The organism is Ruegeria sp. I3 (assembly GCF_056532525.1).
This window is the reverse complement of the sequence record NZ_JBQFNI010000005.1, coordinates 182,770-201,050: the sequence shown is the minus strand read 5'-3', so window position 1 is coordinate 201,050 and position 18,281 is coordinate 182,770. Positions and strand designations below refer to the sequence as shown.

The window sequence follows — 18,281 nt, the reverse complement described above, 5'->3', positions numbered from 1 at the left end:
ATGATCCGCGACATTCCCAACGCGGCGGGCGGTATCCTCAGCTATTTCACCCGGCACCGGACTGCGGCCAATCTGTTGCTGCTGATCATGCTGGTGCTGGGGGCCGCCGCGATCCCCAACATGCGGGCACAGTTCTTTCCTGATGTGATTCTCGAACGCGTCGATGTGAATGTCCAATGGGACGGCGCAGGCCCCGAGGATGTCGACAATGGCATCATCCAATTGCTGGAACCTGCGCTTTTGGCGGTTGAGGGCGTTGCCAGCACGGAATCGACCTCACGCGAGGGAACGGCGCAGGTCCGGCTGGAGTTTGAGCCGAACTGGGACATGTCTCGCGCGGTTGAGGAGGTCCGGACCGCCGTCGATAGCGTCACCAACCTGCCCGAAGACGCCGAGGAACCAACCATCAGGCGCGGCGCTTGGCGGGATCGTGTCACGGATGTGGTCATCACGGGGCCCATCGAAGCTGAACAACTGGCCAAATTCACCGATGAATTGATAAGCCGCCTGTTTGCAGTTGGTGTCACGCGCACCACGATCCGGGGACTGGCCGCGCCACGTGTGGTGGTCGAGGTGCCCACCGCACAGTTGATCGCCAATGATATCTCGCTTTCGGACATTGCCGAGGCCATCGCGGCAGAAGTCACCGCGAACCCTGCGGGCGATGTCACAGGTGCCAATGCGCGTATTCGGACAGGCGTTGAGAAACGCACCCCGGAAGAGATCGAAGGTATCGCCCTGCGCAACTTTGCCGATGGCTCAAAGCTGGTTGTGGGCGATGTGGCTGAAATTCGGGTCGAAGGGGTCACGCGCAACCGCAGCTATTTCGTTGGTGACAATCCGGCGATGTCGATCCGCGTCGACCGGTCCAATTTGGGCGATGCCATCGGAATTCAGCGCGATGTCGAGGATGTCGTGGCCGAGATGCAGGCCAGCCTGCCCGAAGGTATCACGATTGAGCTGATTCGCACCCGCGCACAAGCGATCACCGACCGACTGGATATTCTGGTCGACAATGGGCTGGTTGGGCTTGGGCTGGTGGTTTGTCTACTCTTCCTGTTTCTGAACGCCCGCATCGCTTTCTGGGTGGCTGCCGGTATTCCGGTGGCAATGTCCGCGGCGATTGCGCTGATGTATCTGGGCGGGTTGTCGCTGAACATGGTGTCTCTGTTCGGTCTGATCATTACCTTGGGCATCGTGGTTGATGACGCCATCGTCGTGGGAGAGCACGCCGATTTTCGTGCCCGCCGGTTGGGCGAAGCGCCAATCGTAGCTGCAGAACGCGCCGCTCGCCGTATGGCGATGCCGGTGTTTGCTGCAACAGTGACCACGGTCATCGCCTTCTTTGGTCTCACCGCCATCGGTGGCCGCTTCGGAGAGCTGATCCGAGACATCCCGTTCACCGTTATCGCTGTCCTGATTGCCTCACTGATCGAATGCTTCCTGATCCTGCCGAACCATATGGCCCATGCCATCGCGCATTCGGCTAAGGAGCATTGGTATGACTGGCCCAACCGGGTTGTGAACAAGGGCTTCCGCTGGGTGCGCGACCACCTGTTCCGCCCGTTGGTCGCTTGGGTGGTCTGGGCACGGTATGTGGTTGTTGCACTGATGGTATTGATTCTGGCCAGTCAGATCGCTCTGTTCATTCGGGGTGATGTGAATTGGCGGTTCTTCAACGCACCGGAACGCGGCTCGGTCACGGGCAATTTCATCATGGTCGAAGGCGCGACGCGCGCTGAGACGCTGGAAATGATGCGCATGGTCCAGAAAGCCACGGAAGAACTGGGTCAGGTTTACGAAGAACGCCATGGCCGCAATCCAATCGAATACGTTCTAGCCGAGGTTGGCGGTTCGGCCGGATGGGGGCTGCGCGCGGCGGATGGCAAGGATGACGATTTGCTGGGCGGCATCTCGATCGAGCTGATCGATGCCGACTTGCGCCCCTATTCCAGCTTTGAATTTGTGGGCGAGCTGCAGGATTTCGTGCCGCGCCACCCGAAGGTCGAGCTGCTTAGCTTCCGTGGTTGGCGTTCAGGGCCCGGTGGCGATGCGATTGACGTGCAGTTCTACGGTGCGGATGTGAACACGTTGAAATCTGCATCCGAGGACCTCCAGGCGGAACTCGCGAAATACCCTGAAGTTTCAGCGCTCGAGGATAACCTCGCCTATGACAAGGAAGAGTTCATTCTGGACCTCACCGCGCAGGGTCAGGCGCTGGGTTTCCGCATCGAAACACTGGGCCGCGTGTTGCGAAACCGGCTGAATGGGATTGAGGCCGCGACCTTCCCGGATGGTCCGCGTAGCACCGAGATTCGGATCGAACTGCCCGAGGGCGAACTGACTGCTGATTTCCTCGAACGCACATTGATGCGGACTCCGGATGGCGTTTATGTCCCGCTCGCCGATATCGTCTCGGTCGAGCGTAAATCGGGTTTCTCGACCGTCCGGCGCGAAAATGGTCTGCGGGTCATCTCGGTGAATGGTGATATTTCCGAGGACGACCCGGCGCAGGCTGCCGAAATCGCCCGCGCCATGCGCGAAGAGATATTGCCAAACATAGCCGCCGAACGGCAGGTCGAATGGCGCATGGCTGGCCTGAGTGAGCAGGAGGATGAATTCCTATCCGAGGCCCGCACAGGCCTGATCCTGTGTCTGACCGGAATTTATCTGGTATTGGCTTGGGTCTTTGCCAGTTGGACAAGGCCCTTGGTGGTCATGGCGATCATTCCCTTTGGCCTCGTGGGCGCGATCTGGGGGCATTACCTGTGGGGCGTGCCGTTAAGCATGTTCACCGTCGTCGGCCTGTTGGGCATGACCGGGATCATCATCAACGACTCGATTGTTCTGGTGACCACAATCGACGGATACCGGAAAGAGCGCGGGTTGGTGCCGTCAATCGTAGAAGGTACGGCAGATCGTTTGCGGCCTGTGATGCTGACCACGCTGACCACGGTACTGGGGCTGACGCCCTTGATGTACGAAAGTTCGCAGCAGGCGCAGTTTTTGAAACCGACCGTGATCACACTGGTCTATGGGCTGGGCTTTGGCATGGCCCTGATCCTGCTGCTGGTGCCTGCGTTGCTGGCCATCCTGAACGACATCTCACGCCCGATGACATCGATGAGACGGGCCTTGCGCGCGCCGGACAGGGTGGTACGCAATGCCGTGCGCGCAACGGGCGCAGCGTTGGCGATCTGGCTGGGTGCCTCGATGATCTGGCCCGTAGTGACAGGTGCGCCGTTGGCGCTGCTCTCGGGTCTCTACCCAGCCGCCGAAGGTCCAAGTGTGCTGCAAATGGGCTTTGGCGTTTTCGTGGCGGGTGCGACCGTGATCCTGCTGGTGGGTGTCGTGCTGTCCAGCGTGCTTTATGCACGCTTGTCGGATCGGGTTGAGGCTTGATCCATCTCTAAAGCACGCCGCAAAAGATCGGGAACGCGGTCGCTCATTAGCAGGTCGCCGCTGGTGATCTGGTCCACCGGAAACCACTGAGCGTCCTGCGCGTCGTCTGCAGCGACAGGCGTGCCGGTTACATAGCGACACGCAACTCCGACCAGCAGGTAGTGCGCCCGGGTCTGCCCGCTATCATCGCGCAGCAAAAGGTCGAGATTGTCGAGATAGACCAAAGGCTCAGCAATCACACCGGTCTCTTCCCGCAGCTCGCGGGTGGCGGCGTCCAGAACCGTTTCACCCCATTCCACATGGCCGCCTGGAAAGCCCCACAACCCCTGATCGGGTTGCTTGCTGCGTTGCACCAAAAGTACCTGGCCATCGTGCAGCACGACAGCCAAGGCACCGATCTTTGGGGTCTGGCTCATCCGGTCAGCCTGCGCTGCATCCTTGGATATCAACAGCGTGGTTTGCCCCCAGAACCGTGATGCGCACTTCGGACCGATCCAGCGCAAATGGCCCGCCGGAGGCACCGATAATCTCAGAGCTTGCGATCAGGGTGTTGCCCTGACGGCGTGTATCGGGCTGCGATGCCCAGAGTGCCGGGTTTCCTGGTTCAATGACGGCGAATTCGGACCCGCCCGCTGAAGGCATGGTGATACGCGCCTCGATCCGCATTCCGTCTGCAGTGGGAGTCAATTGGCACGTCGCATCCGCCACGCCTGCTTCGCGTTCGGAAAACGGGCGCTGGGCGAGGGCTGCGGCGATGGCCGGATTGCGTGCAGCGTCGGCATCCATTGTGTGATCGAATTCCAACCGACCCGGCACGCAGACATCCTTACACACGCCCAAGTCCATCTCGCCGCGCAAACGCACGGGTTTGGCAGGGTTTTTAGGCGTAATTTCAACGGGCAGTACAAGTTGATCCTCATACCCGACCGAGCGCAGCCCGTTCTGATCAAACACATGCGGCGCGGGCCATGTGAAGGCTATGTCTGCAATATTGCGAGAGCCTTTCCAATCAAACTGCGGCGGAATGCCCGCATCGCCGGGTGCGCGCCAATAGGTCTTCCACCCGTCCTTGAGCTTTAGACGCAAGGCCCCCTGATAGGTACCTTCGGCGGTTTTGCCGCCGTCCAACACCTCAAGCTGAACCAGATTATCAACCCCCTGCGCAATGGCGGGGGCACCAAAACAAAGGCTAACGGCCAACACGGCTGCAGCAGGTTTGCAAAGCGCTTTCATATGCAGAACATGCGCATTCCGGTCGGGATTGCCAAGTCACGTTCCGGTCACTTCTGTGAAATGCACCGAAATCCCGGCTGATCCCTTGCCATTCCCCGGTTCACAGGGTCATTCTAGGGATATCCTATGGCGCAAGAGATATCTGCTGATGGACCTTACGGGAAAACTGTTGATTGCGATGCCCGGAATGGGCGACCCGCGATTCGAGCATTCGGTCGTCTATATCTGCAGCCATGGTGATGACGGCGCGATGGGATTGATCGTGAATAAGCCTTCGGACTTGCGGATCAAGACCTTGCTGGAACAGCTCAACATCCCGTGTCGGATACCTGTAATTGGCGAACGGCTGGTGCAGTTTGGCGGCCCGGTCGAGATGTCGCGTGGCTTTGTCCTGCATAGCGCAGATTACGAGGCGAATCTGCATTCAATGCAGATTTCCGAAGATTTCAGCATGACCGCAACGCTGGATGTGCTCGAGGATCTGGCCTCGGGCAAGGGGCCGCTGAATTCGATGCTGACTTTAGGTTATTCCGGCTGGGGGCCGGGTCAGTTGGAAGATGAGATCGCGATGAATGGTTGGTTAACGACTGATGCGTCGTCGAAACTGGTCTTTGATGTCCCTGATGACGAGAAATGGGAGGCGGCTTTGGCTACGCTTGGTGTTGATCCGCTGACCCTATCAGCCAGTGCAGGCCGCGCCTAATCGCGTGGGGCCGCTGCGCGGCGTAGACGGTCGTTGATGGCCGCACCTAATCCGTGTTGGGGAATTGGTGATACGGCGATTGGCTGACCGGTATCGTTAAGTTTGTGAAGGGCGGCAAACAGGTTGGCGGCGGCCTCGGGCAGGTTGCCGGTGCTGGAGAGGTTCAGATCACAATCAACGGGGCCAAAACCCAGCAACACCTCGTCCCCCTGCCGTGACCGGGCGTTCAGCCGCACCGGCGCGTCCGGCGCGTAGTGGGATTGCAACTGCCCCGGCGCGGTAAGCAGATCGCCGGGTTGGTGGTGATGCAGTTCTGCCTTTAGAACCTCTTCGATTTGTTCCAATGCGACACCACCTGGACGCAACAAGGCAGGGGTGCCGGCCAGACCCACAATAGTGGACTCAAGCCCGACACCGCACGGCCCATCGTCCAGAACTGCGGCTATGCGTCCCTCCAGCCCCGCTCGGACATGGGCCGCCGTCGTTGGGCTGATCTGACCAGAGGGGTTGGCCGATGGCGCTGCCACAGGACCGTCAAAAGCGGTCAGTAAAGCGTGCGCTGTGGGATGCGCAGGCACGCGAACGGCCAGAGTATCCAAGCCAGCTGTGACCAGCGACGAAATCCCGTGATCGGGGCGCAGAGGAAGAACCAGAGTTAACGGTCCGGGCCAGAAGGCATCAGCCAACAAATCAGCCTGATCGGTCCATTCGACGAAGCGTTTCGCGGTCTCGGTTGAGGCGACATGGGCGATCAGTGGGTTAAAACTGGGTCGCCCCTTGGCCTCATAGATCGCGGCCACAGCCTCGCCGTTCCGTGCATCGCCACCCAGTCCATAGACGGTCTCGGTCGGGAAAGCGACCAGCAGCCCCTGCCGCAACAGGTCAGCGGCCTTGGCGAGCCCGTCGGCGTTTGCTGGTAAGTCTTGAGTACCGAGAAGGGTCATGGATCGTGACGCCGCGTTTTGGTTGCTTGCAGTTCAGGTAACGGTAGGTAATCGTGCCAGCCCAGATGAATACCGGCGTGGGGCCGGGATTCCAACCCCACGCTGACAACTTGCCAGAACCAGAGGGAAACCATGCCCTATCGCGCCCCGATCTCAGACTATGAATTCCTGTTCCGCAACGTGATCGGCTTTGACCAGATCGCCGCGACCGAAAAGTTCTCGGAAGCCAGCGAGGATGTGGTCAGCGCCATTCTGACCGAAGCCGGAAAGCTGTGCGAAGAGATCATGGCCCCGCTTCAACGCCCTGGTGATCTGGAACCCGCGCGGCTGGAGAACGGCGTGCTGCGGACCTCTCCGGGCTATGCCGAGGGCTGGAGGGCGATTGCCGAAGGCGGCTGGATCGGGATGAGCGGCGATCCCGAATATGGCGGTATGGGTCTGCCCATGACCATGACCACTGCCGTGAATGAGATGATGAGTGCTGCTTGCCTGTCGCTGCAACTGGCCCCGCTGATGACCCAAGGTCAGATCGAGGCGCTGGAGCATCACGCAAGCGATGCGTTGAAGGCGCTCTATCTGCCCAAGATGATGGCGGGTGAATGGTCAGGCACCATGAACCTGACCGAACCGCAGGCCGGATCGGATGTGGGCGCGCTGACCTCGAAGGCCGAAGACAATGGCGACGGCACCTATTCGGTGTCCGGGCAGAAGATCTATATCTCTTGGGGCGACAACGACTTTGCCGAGAATGTCTGCCATCTTGTTCTGGCCCGCCTGCCAGACGGTGTTCCGGGGACCAAGGGGATTTCGCTGTTTCTGGTGCCGAAATACATCCCCGACGAGAACGGCAACCCCGGCGTGGCCAATGACCTCAAGGTGGTCTCGCTGGAACACAAAATGGGCCTGCACGGCTCGCCAACCTGCGTGATGCAATATGACGGGGCCAAAGGCTGGCTGGTCGGCAAGGAACATGGCGGGATGGCCGCGATGTTCACCATGATGAACAACGCGCGTTTGGGCGTGGGTGGCGAAGGTGTGGGTGTCGCCGAAGGGGCCTACCAGCATGCGCTGGCCTATGCGTTGGAGCGTAAACAGGGCAAGACGCCCTCGGGCGCGATCATCGACCATGCGGATGTGCGGCGGATGCTGATGTCGATGCGCGCAGATGTGTTTGCGGCGCGGGCGATCATGCTGGCCAATGCAGCTGCAATCGACATGGCGCAGGCCACGGGTGAGGCCGATTGGGCGGCACGTGCGGCGCTGCTGACGCCGATCTGCAAGGCTTTTGGCACCGAGACCGGCATGCGCGTTTCCGAGACCGGCGTTCAAGTGCATGGTGGCATGGGCTTCATCGAAGAAACTGGTGCTGCACAATATTATCGCGATGTCCGTGTGACCGCGATCTACGAGGGCACCAATGGTATTCAGGCCATGGACCTCGTAGCGCGCAAGATGATGGATGGGGGTGAGGCGGCCTCGAACCTTCTGGATGAGATCGAGGATCAAGCCGAGAAGGCGCGCGCCACGATGCCTGAACTTGCTGGTCCTGTTTGGGAAGCTTCCGAGTCGCTGCGGGAAGCGACGGAGTGGCTCGTTGCTCAATCGGATATGAACAACCGGTTTGCTGGCGCGGCTTCGTATCTAAAAGCGTTCGCGCGGGTTCTGGGCGGGCATTACCATTTGTCAGCGGCTCTGGCCGATCCCGATGGACCGCGCGCCAAGTTGGCACGCTATTATATCAATGTGCTGCTGCCTGAACATACAGGCTTGCTTGCGCAGGCGCAGAACGGGGCGGATGACCTCTATGCCCTCAGCCCAGAGGAACTGGCGGTTTGATGGATGGCGAGGCTCCGCAAGTGATGCGATATCCGTGGGAGGAACCACCCGCTCCTGGCGAATGGGTCGAAGTTGCAGAAGGAGTTCTGTGGATCAGGCTGCCTTTGCCGATGGCGCTGGATCATGTGAATGTCTATGCATTGGATGATGGCGACGGCTGGACCATCGTCGACACAGGGCTTTCTTCAAAGAAAACACGGGGAATCTGGCAGGCCCTGATGGAAGGGCCATTGGCTGGCAAACCCGTCCGTCGCGTTGTCGTGACTCATCACCATCCTGACCATGTCGGCAATGCGGGCTGGTTCCAGTCCGAGCATGGTGCAGAACTGGTCACCAGTCGTACCGCATGGTTGTTCGCGCGTATGCTGACGCTGGATGTGCAAGAGAATTGGCCGAAGGAAACGTTGGATTATTACCGCAGCGCGGGGATGGATCCGGACGTGCTGGCCGGTCGGATGGCCGAGCGTCCGTTCAACTTTGCAGACGCCGTGTACCCTATGCCGCTGGGATTTACCCGTGTCAAACAGGGCGACGTGATCCGCATGGGTGGCCGCGACTGGGATGTTCACATGGGCAACGGCCATGCGCCTGAGCATTGCACCTTCTGGAGCCGCGAGGACAATCTGGTGCTGACCGGCGATCAGATCCTCAGTTCGATCAGTTCCAACTTGGGCGTCTATGCCACCGAGCCGATGGCAGATCCGGTGGCCGACTGGTTGGAGGCGTGTGAACGCCTGCAACCGCTGGCCCGGCCCGATCATTTGGTTTTGGGCGGGCACAAACTGCCGTTCACCGGGTTGCCGATCCGCATGCGGCAGTTGATCGATAACCACCACGGCGCGCTGGAGCGTCTGCTGAACGATCTCGATCAACCCAAAACTGCCGCCGAGTGCTTTGCCCCGCTGTTCAAGCGCCAGATCAGGGGCGGGGAATACGGCCTCGCGCTGGTCGAGGCGGTTGCACATATGAACCATCTCTACCACATTGGAACTGTCGCCCGGACGCGGCGCGCGGACGGAGCTTGGGAATATCAGCGCAAAGGGTAGAGCAATGGACAAGATCGAAACCTCAGCCGAGGCAGCGGAATCTGCGGCGTTGCCGCGGTGCTATGAGGTGCACGCCAACCCTGAAGCGGCATCGGGGAACAAGGATTTGCCCAAGCCATTGCAAAAGCCGGTCGAAAGCAAAAGCCCTGCTCAATGGGCCTATGAGCGGCTGATCATGTATATTCAGAATTTCGAGAAGACTCTGGATGGCGATCACGAGGTTGCCATGGGATTTACCGGTGGTGATGCCGGTGTAATGCGGATCGAGGGCATGGGCTATTTCGATCCGGATGTGATTACCTTCTATGGCTCGGACGGAGGCGGCGCCAAAACGCAGCTCGTCCAGCATGTCAGCCAGTTGAATGTGATGCTGCGTGCCTTGCCGAAATCGATCGAGGATAAACCAGCCAACCGCATTGGTTTCCGGCTGGCGGCTGATCTGGAAGAAAGCTGACGCCCACTCTTGCAATTCACACTTACGCAGCCTTGAATGGATAGACCATTCTGGAGGCAACCGCGTGACCAATTTCTCAGCCGTTACAACTGCCTACCGGGGCGCATGGGCGCGGCGGCGCGTGTTTGTGCCTGTTTATGTCGCCGTCCGGTTGCTGCTGGTTGCACTGATCGCTCCGGGCGTTGCCATCGCCGTCAATGTTGCTGTTTCATTGTCTGATCAATCGGCGCTGACGGATCAGGACATTGCGATGTTCCTGCTGTCACCAGCGGGCTTCATCGCCGCGGTTGTAGTTCTCAGCCTGTTCTTACTGGCCGAGGTCTTTGTCTTCTCGGTCATGGCCGGATCATTGCGGATGGGTGAGCGTGACCCTTGGCGCGCGGGCAGTGCTTCCATCCGGTTGATCCTGACGCGTTTACCTGCGCTTTTCGGCTTTGCCGCACGGTTCATTTTGCGTGTGCTGGTACTTGCGCTGCCTTTTGTCGCCGTGGCTGGCCTGATCGCCTGGTGGATGCTGACTGAATACGACATCAACTATTACCTCACCTTCCACCCGCCTTCATTCTGGGTGGCGGTAGTGCTGATCGGATTTGTGGTGCTGTGTCTGGCTTGGGTTCTGATCCGCAGGCTCTCGGCCTGGGCGCTGTCGCTGCATCTTGTATTATTTGAGGGCTGCAAACCCGCCGAGGCCTTCTCCGCCAGCACGGATCGAATGGAAGGCAAACGCGGTCGCCTCAAGATCGAGCTTGGCCTTTGGCTTGCGATGCGTCTCGTGATCGCCGCACTGATTGCCTTTGTGGCCGGACTGTTGTTCGATCTGGTACCGTTGCAGGAAAGCACGAACCTGCGCTTTGCGCTGATCTTCAGTATGATCGTAGCGGGCCTCTGGTCGCTGGCTGGGCTTGTGCTTGCAGCCGTCGCTCTGGGAGCATTGGCGGTTCTGCTGGATGGGTTCTTCGACACACAAGGCCGAGAGGTCCCTCATCCCGAACCAGGCAACCTGCGCGCGCCGCTTTACGCTGTGGTCGGTGGCGCGGCAATCGCCCTGCTGATCGGGCTCTGGTCCGGGCAGGAGTTGCTGGTCCGCATTCAGGCCCCCGATCATGCGGATGTCATTGGTCATAGAGGTGCGGCGGCGATAAGGCCGGAAAATACCATGGCGGCAGTGTTGAAGGCTATCGAAGATGGCGCCGATTGGGTTGAGATCGACGTTCAGGAGACCGCGGATGGTGTGGTCATCATCGCGCATGACAGCGATTTCATGAAACTGGCTGGTGTGCCGCTCAAGGTCTGGGACGCGACCATGGAGGATGTGGCCGAGATCGATATCGGCAGTTGGTTCGGCCCCGAATATGCCTCGGAACGGACGCCCACGCTGCGCGATGTTCTGGAAGCTGCGAAGGGCAAATCCAAGGTCATCATCGAGCTGAAATACTATGGCCATGACGTCGACCTGGAAAACCGAGTCGCCACAATTGTCGAAGAGATGGGGATGCAGGACGACATCGCCACCATGTCGCTGAAATACCCGGCAGTACAGAAGATGAAAGCGCTGCGCCCCGATTGGCGGGCAGGCGTTCTGGCCGCAACCGCCATCGGCAATCTGTCGGGGCTTGAGGGCGATTTTGTGGCCGTAAACGCAGCAACGGTGTCACCGGGTCTGATCCGCTCGGTCCATGAGGCGGGCAAGGACATCTATGTCTGGACGGTGAATGACCCGTTGCAGATGTCGGCGATGGCATCGATGGGGGTCGACGGGCTGATCACCGATCGTCCTGCCATGGCCCGCGAAGTGCTGCGTGTTCGTGCCGAGATGGGACCGGGCGAACGCCTGATGCTTTGGTTGGCGACGACATTCGGATTGTCCATTGATACTGCCGAGATGCGTGATGCGGAACCATAGACTGGCCGCCCTTCTGGTCTGTTGCGCGCTGCCTGCAGCTGCGCAGGACCTGATGCGTAGCGTGGAAATGCCCGCTCACCGGGCGTTGGCCGACACGATAGAAGGCGCTGAACTGACCCCCTTTGAAACGGATGGCTGTTCGGGCGGATTATCTTCCAGCTGGCGTATGGTTGCCGAGGCCTTTCCGAAGTTCAGTCTGCTTTATGAAGAACACCCGCCATGGGAGTACTGCTGCGTTACTCACGATCGCGCCTATTACAACGCAGGCGGCGCATCGCAGGCCGAGGCCAGCTTTGACGCCCGGCTCGCTGCCGATGACGCGCTGCGCGCCTGTGTCAAAACCCACGGCGAAAGCCATGCTGATGAATATGCCGAACGCTATGATATGTCGCCGGATCAAATCCGCTCGGTTCATTCGATCACCTCCGAGGCGATGTTTCTGGCCGTGCGTTTTGGGGGTGGTCCCTGCAGCGGGTTGCCCTGGCGCTGGGGGTTTGGTTATCCAGGCTGCACGATTTTTGGACCAACTGCGCGCGAATGACGTCGTGACAGGCCCTGATTTTTGCATTATCCAACATTTCAAATACGCGAATTGGGATTCTAATAAACATGGCTGATCACAAGCACGGCGAGATGGACATCACCGTTCAAACAAAAACCTTTGACGGTTTCATCAAATTCACCACGTGGTGCGTGGTGGCAATTGTACTCCTTTGCCTGTTCCTGGCGGTCTTTGCGGCCTAAACGGTACACGAGGCGCATCTCTTGTTCAGGATTCTGATTGCCTGCCTGCTGGCAGTGACAGTTGCGGGTTGCGCGGGATCGCAGCGCCCGCAGGCTGATCCCTCGGAAATCGTGGCCCGGTCCTATCGTGATCCGGGGCCATCGACACTGACGCTCTATACGATGATCAGCACGCGCACCGGGTCGGGGGCACACACGTCGCTGATGATCAGCGGGAGCGAGCGGGTCATATTTGATCCTGCCGGATCGTTCCGGGCGGATGTGGTGCCGATCAAGAATGATGTCCTTTATGGCATCACGCCAAATGTCGAACGCGCCTATCGTAGCAGTCATGCGCGCGAGACGCATTATGCCCGTATTCAGACGATCGAAGTGACGCCACAGCAGGCCGAGATCGCGCTGCAATTGGCCAAGCAAATGGGCCCGGTTTCGCAGGCTTTTTGTGCAAATTCGACCTCGCAATTGCTGCAACAGGTCCCGGGGTTCGAGCAAATCAAAACAACATTCTACCCGGTGAAGCTATCCGATCAGTTTGGTCAGATTCCAGGCGTTGTCACCACGGATTATCGTGAGAATGACTCGGCTGATCTGCAGCAGGGGCTGGCGGAAAACAATGCGCGACTCAATCAGCTTGAAGCGGTCTCAACCAACTAGGTAAAGCAGACCGTAAAGCGTGGCGGCCCCTGAAAAGATGGCCGCTATGACGTTTTTCGTTACAATTCCCACCGTCAACGCAACTGCCGCAGCCGCCATGCGCGGCATATCCGGTTGTCCTTCGGTGGCTGTCGGCCAGACTACCAAAGGTGCGATCAGGGCAGGCAGAATCGCCACTGCTGTGTATCTCAGGTGCCGCAGAAGCCAGGGCGGCATCGGGCGGTCGCCAACCAGCCCGATAAAGGTAAAGCGCAGAAGGTAGCTGCCTATCGCCAGACCTACGATGATGATCCACATGGTTGTCGGGTCGATCTGCGTCATGACTTTTTTCGCTCTAACATCAATTCAGCCTGCGCACCTGCCATCATCCCGGCTATTCCTGCGATCAACAGTCCAAGATTGAACGGCACTGCCACGCAGAGCAGGGCGACAACAATCGCCACCAGCGCGGCTACAACATGCGCCATGGTGCGCATCATCGGTCCGATCATGGACAAGAACGTGATCGGCAGCGCAAAATCCAGAGCCCAGCTTTCCGGAATCTGCGCCCCCAGAACAGCACCCAGATAAGTGGCGAGTATCCAAAGCGGCGTGATCGGCGTGACCGAGCCGACAAAGTACGCCATGCGCTGAGGCACGGACATATCCGGTTCTTTCTCGAATCGGACAATCGAACAGGCGTAAGACTGATCAACAATAAGATAGGCTCCAAGGGCCCGTTGCCACAGCGGAGCCGCCCCCAGATAAGGGGTCAGTGAAGCCGAATACATGGCCACCCGCAGGTTCACAGCCAGGGCCGAGATCAGAACGATAACCGTTGGTGTATTGTCCTGCAGCAATTGCAATGCGGTGAACTGAGCAGCGCCGGCAAACACGGTGGCGGAAAAGGCCATCGTCTGGATGATATCCAGCCCTGCTTCTGTGGCAAAAACACCAAACAGAAGGCCAAAGGGCATGGCGACGAAGATAAACGGCGTCCCGTCGCGAAAACCTTTCCAGAAGTATGACTTGGATGTGGCAGAGGCCATGGCTAAATCCTATGGTGACGCGAGCAGCAGTAGCCGTCTTGGGAAGGGGTTGCAATTGGCCACGGAGATCGACCTGTCAGACTACCTCATTGCGCCCGATCCGGGGGCTGCGCGCCTGACGCGCGGTGTCGAGGGTGTGGACCAGAATGGTGAGATAAGTCAGATCTCGGTGGTCGAGGAACGCCCGCTGACCATTTTCCTCAACTCACAGGAAATCGTGACGGCAATGACCATCGGCGACTATCCCGAATACCTTGCGCTCGGGTTTCTGCGTAATCAGGGGATGCTGCTTGCAGATGATGAAATTACTCGGGTCGACTATGACGACGATCTGGAAACCGTGGTCGTGCGTACCGCGCGTGAGACCTCATACGAGGACAAGCTGAAGAAGAAGACCCGCACCAGCGGTTGCGCAGTAGGCACTGTGTTCGGAGACATGATGGAGGGGCTAGAGGACGTGCGCCTGCCACAGGTCTCGGTGCGCACCTCGTGGCTGTATGAGTTGGCGTCGAAGATCAACCGCACCCCGTCTCTGTACCTTGAGGCGGGTGCCATCCATGGCACGGTGCTTTGTCATGAAAGCCACCCGTTGGTTTATATGGAAGACGTGGGCCGCCATAACGCGGTCGACAAGATCGCAGGCTGGATGCTCTCCGAGGGTGCGACTGCGTCTGACAAGATCCTCTATACGACCGGTCGTTTGACTTCGGAAATGGTGATCAAAACGGCAATGATGGGCATCCCTGTTCTCGCTTCGCGATCGGGATTCACCGCCTGGGGTGTCGAGATCGCGCGCGAGGTCGGTTTGACTCTGATCGGCCGGATGCGCGGGCAGCGGTTCGTGTGTTTGTCGGGCGAAGACCGATTGGTGCGCGATGTTGATCCGTCGAGCGTGGCGATTGAGGACAAAAAACATCGCAGGAAAAGTGCCGATGGCTGAACAGTCGCAAAAACCGCTGGGGGTTATTCTGGCAGGCGGCCTCGCAACGCGAATGGGAGGCGGCGATAAAGGGCTGTTGCAGATCGGCGGGCAGAGCCTGCTGGATCGGGTGATAGACAGGCTGCGCCCTCAGGTCGGCGGGCTGGCTTTGAACGCCAACGGCGATGCCGAACGGTTTACCCGCTTGAACTTGCCGGTTGTTTCGGACTCGATCGAGGGCTTTGCAGGACCGCTGGCCGGTGTTTTGGCCGGGCTTGATTGGGCCGCTGAACAGGGCGCTCAATCTATCGTGACGGTTGCGGCGGATACTCCGTTCTTTCCGCATGATCTTGTGGCGCAACTGGTGCACGCATCCGAAGGTCAGAAACACCCACTCGTTCTGGCAACCACCCCGCGCACGGGTGACGAGGCTTTGAAATCCGGCGGCGGCAAGCGGGTCAATCGGCACCCGACCTTTGGGCTCTGGCCGGTGGCATTGCGCGATGATCTGAGGGAGGCGTTGAACGCTGGATTGCGCAAGGTTGTCCTGTGGACTGACCAGCATGATGGGCGAGAGGCGCTGTTTTCGGCCCAGCCGTTTGATCCGTTCTTCAACGTCAACACTCCCGATGATCTGGCCCGCGCTGAAACCTTGTTGGAGCAGGTATGAGGGTCTACGGCGTCACCGGTTGGAAAAACGCGGGCAAAACCGGTCTAGTGGAACGGCTGGTGGCTGAAATCACCGGACGTGGGTATACCGTTTCCACCGTCAAACATGCGCATCATTCCGTCGACGTCGACCAGCCGGGTACCGACAGCCAGCGGCATCGCGCGGCGGGTGCGTCCGAAGTGCTGTTGGCATCCGGCCAGCGGATCGCACTGATGCAGGAGTTGCGCGGTGCGCCCGAGCCGAAGCTGGACACCTTGCTGTCGCGTTTGTCTCCGGTCGATCTGGTGTTGATCGAAGGCTTCAAACGCGAGCGTCACCCCAAGATCGAAGCGTTTCGCGCAGAACCCGGAAATCCGCTGATCGCCACGGATGATGAGACGGTTCGCGCGGTTGCAAGTGATACGCCTTTGGAATTGGATTGCCCGGTGTTTGATCTGGATGATACGGCGGCCATTGCAGATTTCATCCTGGAAGAGGTCGGATTATGAGCACGCCGGATATCTCACCTCCGCCCTTGCGCAATGATTGTTTCGCCTTGCCTGCAGGGGTGAACTGGACACCCGTTGATGAGGCTCTGGCGCTTTTGCGAGACAGATTGTCGGTGGTAGCTGGGGTTGAAAACGTGCCCGTGATGCGGGCGGCGGGCCGAGTTCTGGCGGTGGACGTGTCGGCCAAACGATCAAACCCGCCTCAGCCCAACACCGCTGTCGATGGGTACGGATTTGCCGGTCCGGTGCCGGACGGACCCTGTGTCATGCCTTTGGTAGAGGGCCGGGCGGCTGCGGGTGTACCCTTTGACGGTGAGGTCCCAGAGGGCCATGCGATACGCATTCTTACCGGAGCTGCACTGCCAAAGGGTGTTAATACGGTCATATTGGAAGAGGATGTGACCTTTGATCATGGGCACATTGCATTCCGAGGTCCGTTGAAACAGGGCGCGAACACGCGAAAGGCAGGCGAAGACGTGGTTGAAGGCGCGCTGACCTTGCCAGTTGGGCGGCGTTTAACACCAACGGATCTGGCGCTTTTGTCGGCGGTTGGTCTGGCTGAGGTTTCCGTCCGCAAGGTTTTGCGCGTCGGGGTACTATCGACCGGGGATGAGCTGGTCGAGCCGGGTGACAGCGCCGGACTGGGGCAGATTTATGATGCAAATCGTCCGATGCTGCTGTCACTGGCCGAGCGGATTGGATTCAAAGCGGTTGATCTTGGGCGCGCCGAGGATGATCGCGCGGCGCTGAAACAGCATTTGGATCGCGCGGCTCAGCAAGTGGATGTAATCCTGACCAGTGGCGGGGCCTCCGCCGGCGATGAAGATCACGTCTCGGCATTATTGCGAGAGGCCGGGGCGATGCAGGAATGGCGCATCGCATTAAAACCCGGGCGACCATTGGCGCTGGGCATGTGGGATCAGACGCCGGTGTTTGGCTTGCCGGGCAATCCGGTGGCAGCACTGGTTTGCACGTTGATCTTTGCCTGCCCGGCACTGAACCTGCTGGCCGGTGCAGGCTGGCAAGAGCCGCAAGGCTTCGACGTGCCCGCCGCTTTCGAAAAGCGCAAGAAACCGGGGCGTCGCGAATATCTGCGGGCACGAATCCGTGAAGGACGGGCCGAGGTGTTCCATTCGGAAGGATCTGGCCGGATCAGCGGGCTGAGCTGGGCCGAAGGCTTGGTCGAAATCGAGGACGGTGCCCGCGATATCAAGCCCGGCGATCTGGTGAGGTTCATACCCTACGGGAGTTTTGGGCTTTAATCGAACGTCCCTGCGACACGCCCCACCAGCATGAAGGCACGCGCTGTGCGGGTTTCGCTCAGGGCTGTAAGCTCGGCATCGCTGGCATTAGGTTCGAACTCGACGATCATATGGTCAAAGCGGCGCAGGAAATGGTGTGCGGCATCGCGAAAGATCGGATCCTGTTTCATCCGCGCCGCAGTCAGCGCCAGTGACGAACGGTCCCGAATGCCACCCAAGGCAGCCACCGACCGCCCGCGCGCGCCTTGGGCAAATTGCCGCCAGACTTCGGGTCGCGCCATATCGGGGCGCAGGTCATCCATATAGATGCCTTCCTGGCTGAGAAGGGTCAGAACATCTTGTGAGGCCTGCACAAGTTTCGAGGTCTTGCGATCTTTCAATGCAAGCCGCAGCGCGTTAAATCCCTCGGCATCGCTTTGCGTCTCGGGGAAGTTCAGGGCGCGGATAAAGATGTCGGTGGGCAACGGGGGCGCAATTTCTTCCGCTGAGGTGCCAAGTTCCAACGAAGTCTGATTGGCCATGTCCGGCGCGGGCCTTTGGGTGCGCCCGGGTTCACCGCGATTGGTCGAGAATGTCGCCAGCGCGCTCTCGGTCTTTTTTGCGCTTTCGGCGATTTCATCCAGTTTCTTGCCGACCGTCGGTTCATACGTGCTGGCCGCGCGTTGTTGCTGAACGACATAGCTGTTGCGGATCGCATCGATGGCTGTCTGCAGGCGGGCGCTTTCTTCGCGCATCACCCGGCTGGCGCGCATCGCGAGGGCTGCGACCCAGATCATTGCAACCGGCATGAACACCGCCAGGAAGGTGACGATGAACCCTCCTTGTTGCCCGCCGGGCAGTACCAGAAACACGACCGACACCACCAGCCAGATCAGGCTGAGAACAACTGCTGCAATCTCGATCTCGGTGACCGAACGGTGCGCCGGACGGTCGTAGATACCCAGCGAGGTGGGTTTCTCGGGTTCTTGCTCAGGTTCAGACCCTGACATGACAAA

The 18,281-nt window shown here is 59.4% G+C and carries 19 protein-coding genes; 13 read left to right on the top strand and 6 right to left on the bottom strand.

Going from position 1 to position 18,281, the window contains the following annotated elements; genetic code table 11:
• Entirely contained in the window at positions 1 to 3,402 is a 3,402-nt protein-coding gene (locus ACR0L9_RS15065) for an efflux RND transporter permease subunit (RefSeq protein ID WP_480895981.1), read from the top strand.
• On the opposite strand, the gene ACR0L9_RS15060 is transcribed toward ACR0L9_RS15065, so the two are convergent.
• Both ACR0L9_RS15060 and ACR0L9_RS15055 read right to left on the bottom strand, forming a co-directional pair.
• A complete protein-coding gene (locus ACR0L9_RS15060; protein ID WP_170513167.1) occupies positions 3,369 to 3,818 on the bottom strand; it encodes an NUDIX hydrolase in 450 nt (149 codons plus the stop codon). The two genes, ACR0L9_RS15065 and ACR0L9_RS15060, sit on opposite strands and share 34 nt — an antisense overlap.
• 4 nt (positions 3,819 to 3,822) lie before the next feature.
• Positions 3,823 to 4,635: a protein-disulfide reductase DsbD domain-containing protein gene (locus ACR0L9_RS15055; RefSeq protein WP_170636687.1), complete on the bottom strand. Its 813-nt coding sequence runs from the start codon at positions 4,633 to 4,635 to the stop codon at positions 3,823 to 3,825.
• Between the two features lie 148 nt (positions 4,636 to 4,783).
• Here ACR0L9_RS15055 and ACR0L9_RS15050 point away from each other — a divergent pair, with 148 nt between their 5' ends.
• Complete coding sequence (locus ACR0L9_RS15050; RefSeq protein WP_170395693.1) at positions 4,784 to 5,338, top strand: YqgE/AlgH family protein; 555 nt, start codon at positions 4,784 to 4,786, stop codon at positions 5,336 to 5,338.
• Here ACR0L9_RS15050 and ACR0L9_RS15045 read toward each other — a convergent pair.
• Positions 5,335 to 6,282, bottom strand: coding sequence for an L-threonylcarbamoyladenylate synthase (locus ACR0L9_RS15045; RefSeq protein WP_170513159.1), 948 nt, complete (start codon positions 6,280 to 6,282; stop codon positions 5,335 to 5,337). The genes ACR0L9_RS15050 and ACR0L9_RS15045 overlap by 4 nt on opposite strands.
• A gap of 132 nt (positions 6,283 to 6,414) precedes the next feature.
• Between ACR0L9_RS15045 and ACR0L9_RS15040 the strand changes: the two genes are divergently transcribed.
• The 7 genes from ACR0L9_RS15040 (at position 6,415) to ACR0L9_RS15010 (ending at position 12,919) form a co-directional block, all read left to right on the top strand.
• A complete protein-coding gene (locus ACR0L9_RS15040) occupies positions 6,415 to 8,118 on the top strand; it encodes an acyl-CoA dehydrogenase family protein (RefSeq protein ID WP_480895980.1) in 1,704 nt (567 codons plus the stop codon).
• Positions 8,118 to 9,164, top strand: a complete 1,047-nt coding sequence (locus tag ACR0L9_RS15035) for an MBL fold metallo-hydrolase (protein ID WP_480895979.1) — start codon at positions 8,118 to 8,120, stop codon at positions 9,162 to 9,164. Before ACR0L9_RS15040 ends, ACR0L9_RS15035 begins: the two co-directional genes overlap by 1 nt.
• 4 nt (positions 9,165 to 9,168) lie before the next feature.
• The gene (locus ACR0L9_RS15030) at positions 9,169 to 9,618 is read left to right on the top strand and encodes a DUF6173 family protein (protein ID WP_170395701.1); all 450 of its coding nucleotides are present in this window, start codon (positions 9,169 to 9,171) and stop codon (positions 9,616 to 9,618) included.
• Between the two features lie 64 nt (positions 9,619 to 9,682).
• Positions 9,683 to 11,521, top strand: coding sequence for a glycerophosphodiester phosphodiesterase (locus tag ACR0L9_RS15025; RefSeq protein ID WP_170626191.1), 1,839 nt, complete (start codon positions 9,683 to 9,685; stop codon positions 11,519 to 11,521).
• Positions 11,508 to 12,062 (top strand): hypothetical protein, encoded by a 555-nt coding sequence (locus tag ACR0L9_RS15020; protein WP_480895978.1) that lies wholly within the window; start codon positions 11,508 to 11,510, stop codon positions 12,060 to 12,062. The genes ACR0L9_RS15025 and ACR0L9_RS15020 overlap by 14 nt, the downstream gene beginning before the upstream one ends.
• A 68-nt stretch (positions 12,063 to 12,130) precedes the next feature.
• Positions 12,131 to 12,265: an aa3-type cytochrome c oxidase subunit IV gene (locus ACR0L9_RS15015; protein WP_170395707.1), complete on the top strand. Its 135-nt coding sequence runs from the start codon at positions 12,131 to 12,133 to the stop codon at positions 12,263 to 12,265.
• 21 nt (positions 12,266 to 12,286) lie between these two features.
• Positions 12,287 to 12,919, top strand: a complete 633-nt coding sequence (locus ACR0L9_RS15010; RefSeq protein ID WP_170395709.1) for a hypothetical protein — start codon at positions 12,287 to 12,289, stop codon at positions 12,917 to 12,919.
• Here ACR0L9_RS15010 and ACR0L9_RS15005 read toward each other — a convergent pair.
• Together ACR0L9_RS15005 and ACR0L9_RS15000 are read right to left on the bottom strand one after the other, a co-directional pair.
• Positions 12,908 to 13,240, bottom strand: coding sequence for an AzlD domain-containing protein (locus ACR0L9_RS15005; protein WP_170395711.1), 333 nt, complete (start codon positions 13,238 to 13,240; stop codon positions 12,908 to 12,910). The two genes, ACR0L9_RS15010 and ACR0L9_RS15005, sit on opposite strands and share 12 nt — an antisense overlap.
• Positions 13,237 to 13,947: an AzlC family ABC transporter permease gene (locus ACR0L9_RS15000; RefSeq protein ID WP_170423672.1), complete on the bottom strand. Its 711-nt coding sequence runs from the start codon at positions 13,945 to 13,947 to the stop codon at positions 13,237 to 13,239. Before ACR0L9_RS15000 ends, ACR0L9_RS15005 begins: the two co-directional genes overlap by 4 nt.
• Between ACR0L9_RS15000 and ACR0L9_RS14995 the strand changes: the two genes are divergently transcribed.
• From ACR0L9_RS14995 to ACR0L9_RS14980, 4 genes are read left to right on the top strand one after another with little or no spacing between them, the layout of a single operon-like run.
• Positions 13,946 to 14,887, top strand: coding sequence for a formate dehydrogenase accessory sulfurtransferase FdhD (locus ACR0L9_RS14995; protein ID WP_255612005.1), 942 nt, complete (start codon positions 13,946 to 13,948; stop codon positions 14,885 to 14,887). The genes ACR0L9_RS15000 and ACR0L9_RS14995 overlap by 2 nt on opposite strands.
• Complete coding sequence (mobA, locus tag ACR0L9_RS14990) at positions 14,880 to 15,536, top strand: molybdenum cofactor guanylyltransferase MobA (protein ID WP_480587292.1); 657 nt, start codon at positions 14,880 to 14,882, stop codon at positions 15,534 to 15,536. The genes ACR0L9_RS14995 and mobA overlap by 8 nt, the downstream gene beginning before the upstream one ends.
• Positions 15,533 to 16,024: a molybdopterin-guanine dinucleotide biosynthesis protein B gene (gene mobB / locus ACR0L9_RS14985; protein ID WP_170626189.1), complete on the top strand. Its 492-nt coding sequence runs from the start codon at positions 15,533 to 15,535 to the stop codon at positions 16,022 to 16,024. Before mobA ends, mobB begins: the two co-directional genes overlap by 4 nt.
• Entirely contained in the window at positions 16,021 to 17,286 is a 1,266-nt protein-coding gene (locus ACR0L9_RS14980; RefSeq protein WP_480587289.1) for a molybdenum cofactor synthesis domain-containing protein, read from the top strand. Before mobB ends, ACR0L9_RS14980 begins: the two co-directional genes overlap by 4 nt.
• Here ACR0L9_RS14980 and ACR0L9_RS14975 read toward each other — a convergent pair.
• On the bottom strand, positions 17,283 to 18,275 hold the full coding sequence (locus ACR0L9_RS14975) for a hypothetical protein (RefSeq protein WP_170566247.1): 993 nt from the start codon (positions 18,273 to 18,275) through the stop codon (positions 17,283 to 17,285). The two genes, ACR0L9_RS14980 and ACR0L9_RS14975, sit on opposite strands and share 4 nt — an antisense overlap.
• Between the last annotated feature and the right edge of the window lie 6 nt (positions 18,276 to 18,281).

What these genes read in the sequence shown, in the direction of transcription:
- ACR0L9_RS15050 (WP_170395693.1), top strand. Translation starts at nt 4,784, where the DNA reads ATGGACCTTACGGGAAAACTGTTGATTGCGATGCCCGGAATGGGCGAC.
- ACR0L9_RS15045 (WP_170513159.1), bottom strand. Translation starts at nt 6,282, where the DNA reads ATGACCCTTCTCGGTACTCAAGACTTACCAGCAAACGCCGACGGGCTC.
- ACR0L9_RS14980 (WP_480587289.1), top strand. Translation starts at nt 16,021, where the DNA reads ATGAGCACGCCGGATATCTCACCTCCGCCCTTGCGCAATGATTGTTTC.
- ACR0L9_RS14975 (WP_170566247.1), bottom strand. Translation starts at nt 18,275, where the DNA reads ATGTCAGGGTCTGAACCTGAGCAAGAACCCGAGAAACCCACCTCGCTG.
- ACR0L9_RS15015 (WP_170395707.1), top strand. Translation starts at nt 12,131, where the DNA reads ATGGCTGATCACAAGCACGGCGAGATGGACATCACCGTTCAAACAAAA.
- ACR0L9_RS15035 (WP_480895979.1), top strand. Translation starts at nt 8,118, where the DNA reads ATGGATGGCGAGGCTCCGCAAGTGATGCGATATCCGTGGGAGGAACCA.
- ACR0L9_RS15065 (WP_480895981.1), top strand. Translation starts at nt 1, where the DNA reads ATGATCCGCGACATTCCCAACGCGGCGGGCGGTATCCTCAGCTATTTC.
- mobB (WP_170626189.1), top strand. Translation starts at nt 15,533, where the DNA reads ATGAGGGTCTACGGCGTCACCGGTTGGAAAAACGCGGGCAAAACCGGT.
- ACR0L9_RS15005 (WP_170395711.1), bottom strand. Translation starts at nt 13,240, where the DNA reads ATGACGCAGATCGACCCGACAACCATGTGGATCATCATCGTAGGTCTG.
- ACR0L9_RS14995 (WP_255612005.1), top strand. Translation starts at nt 13,946, where the DNA reads ATGGCTAAATCCTATGGTGACGCGAGCAGCAGTAGCCGTCTTGGGAAG.
- ACR0L9_RS15000 (WP_170423672.1), bottom strand. Translation starts at nt 13,947, where the DNA reads ATGGCCTCTGCCACATCCAAGTCATACTTCTGGAAAGGTTTTCGCGAC.
- ACR0L9_RS15060 (WP_170513167.1), bottom strand. Translation starts at nt 3,818, where the DNA reads ATGAGCCAGACCCCAAAGATCGGTGCCTTGGCTGTCGTGCTGCACGAT.
- ACR0L9_RS15030 (WP_170395701.1), top strand. Translation starts at nt 9,169, where the DNA reads ATGGACAAGATCGAAACCTCAGCCGAGGCAGCGGAATCTGCGGCGTTG.
- ACR0L9_RS15040 (WP_480895980.1), top strand. Translation starts at nt 6,415, where the DNA reads ATGCCCTATCGCGCCCCGATCTCAGACTATGAATTCCTGTTCCGCAAC.
- ACR0L9_RS15020 (WP_480895978.1), top strand. Translation starts at nt 11,508, where the DNA reads ATGCGGAACCATAGACTGGCCGCCCTTCTGGTCTGTTGCGCGCTGCCT.
- mobA (WP_480587292.1), top strand. Translation starts at nt 14,880, where the DNA reads ATGGCTGAACAGTCGCAAAAACCGCTGGGGGTTATTCTGGCAGGCGGC.
- ACR0L9_RS15055 (WP_170636687.1), bottom strand. Translation starts at nt 4,635, where the DNA reads ATGAAAGCGCTTTGCAAACCTGCTGCAGCCGTGTTGGCCGTTAGCCTT.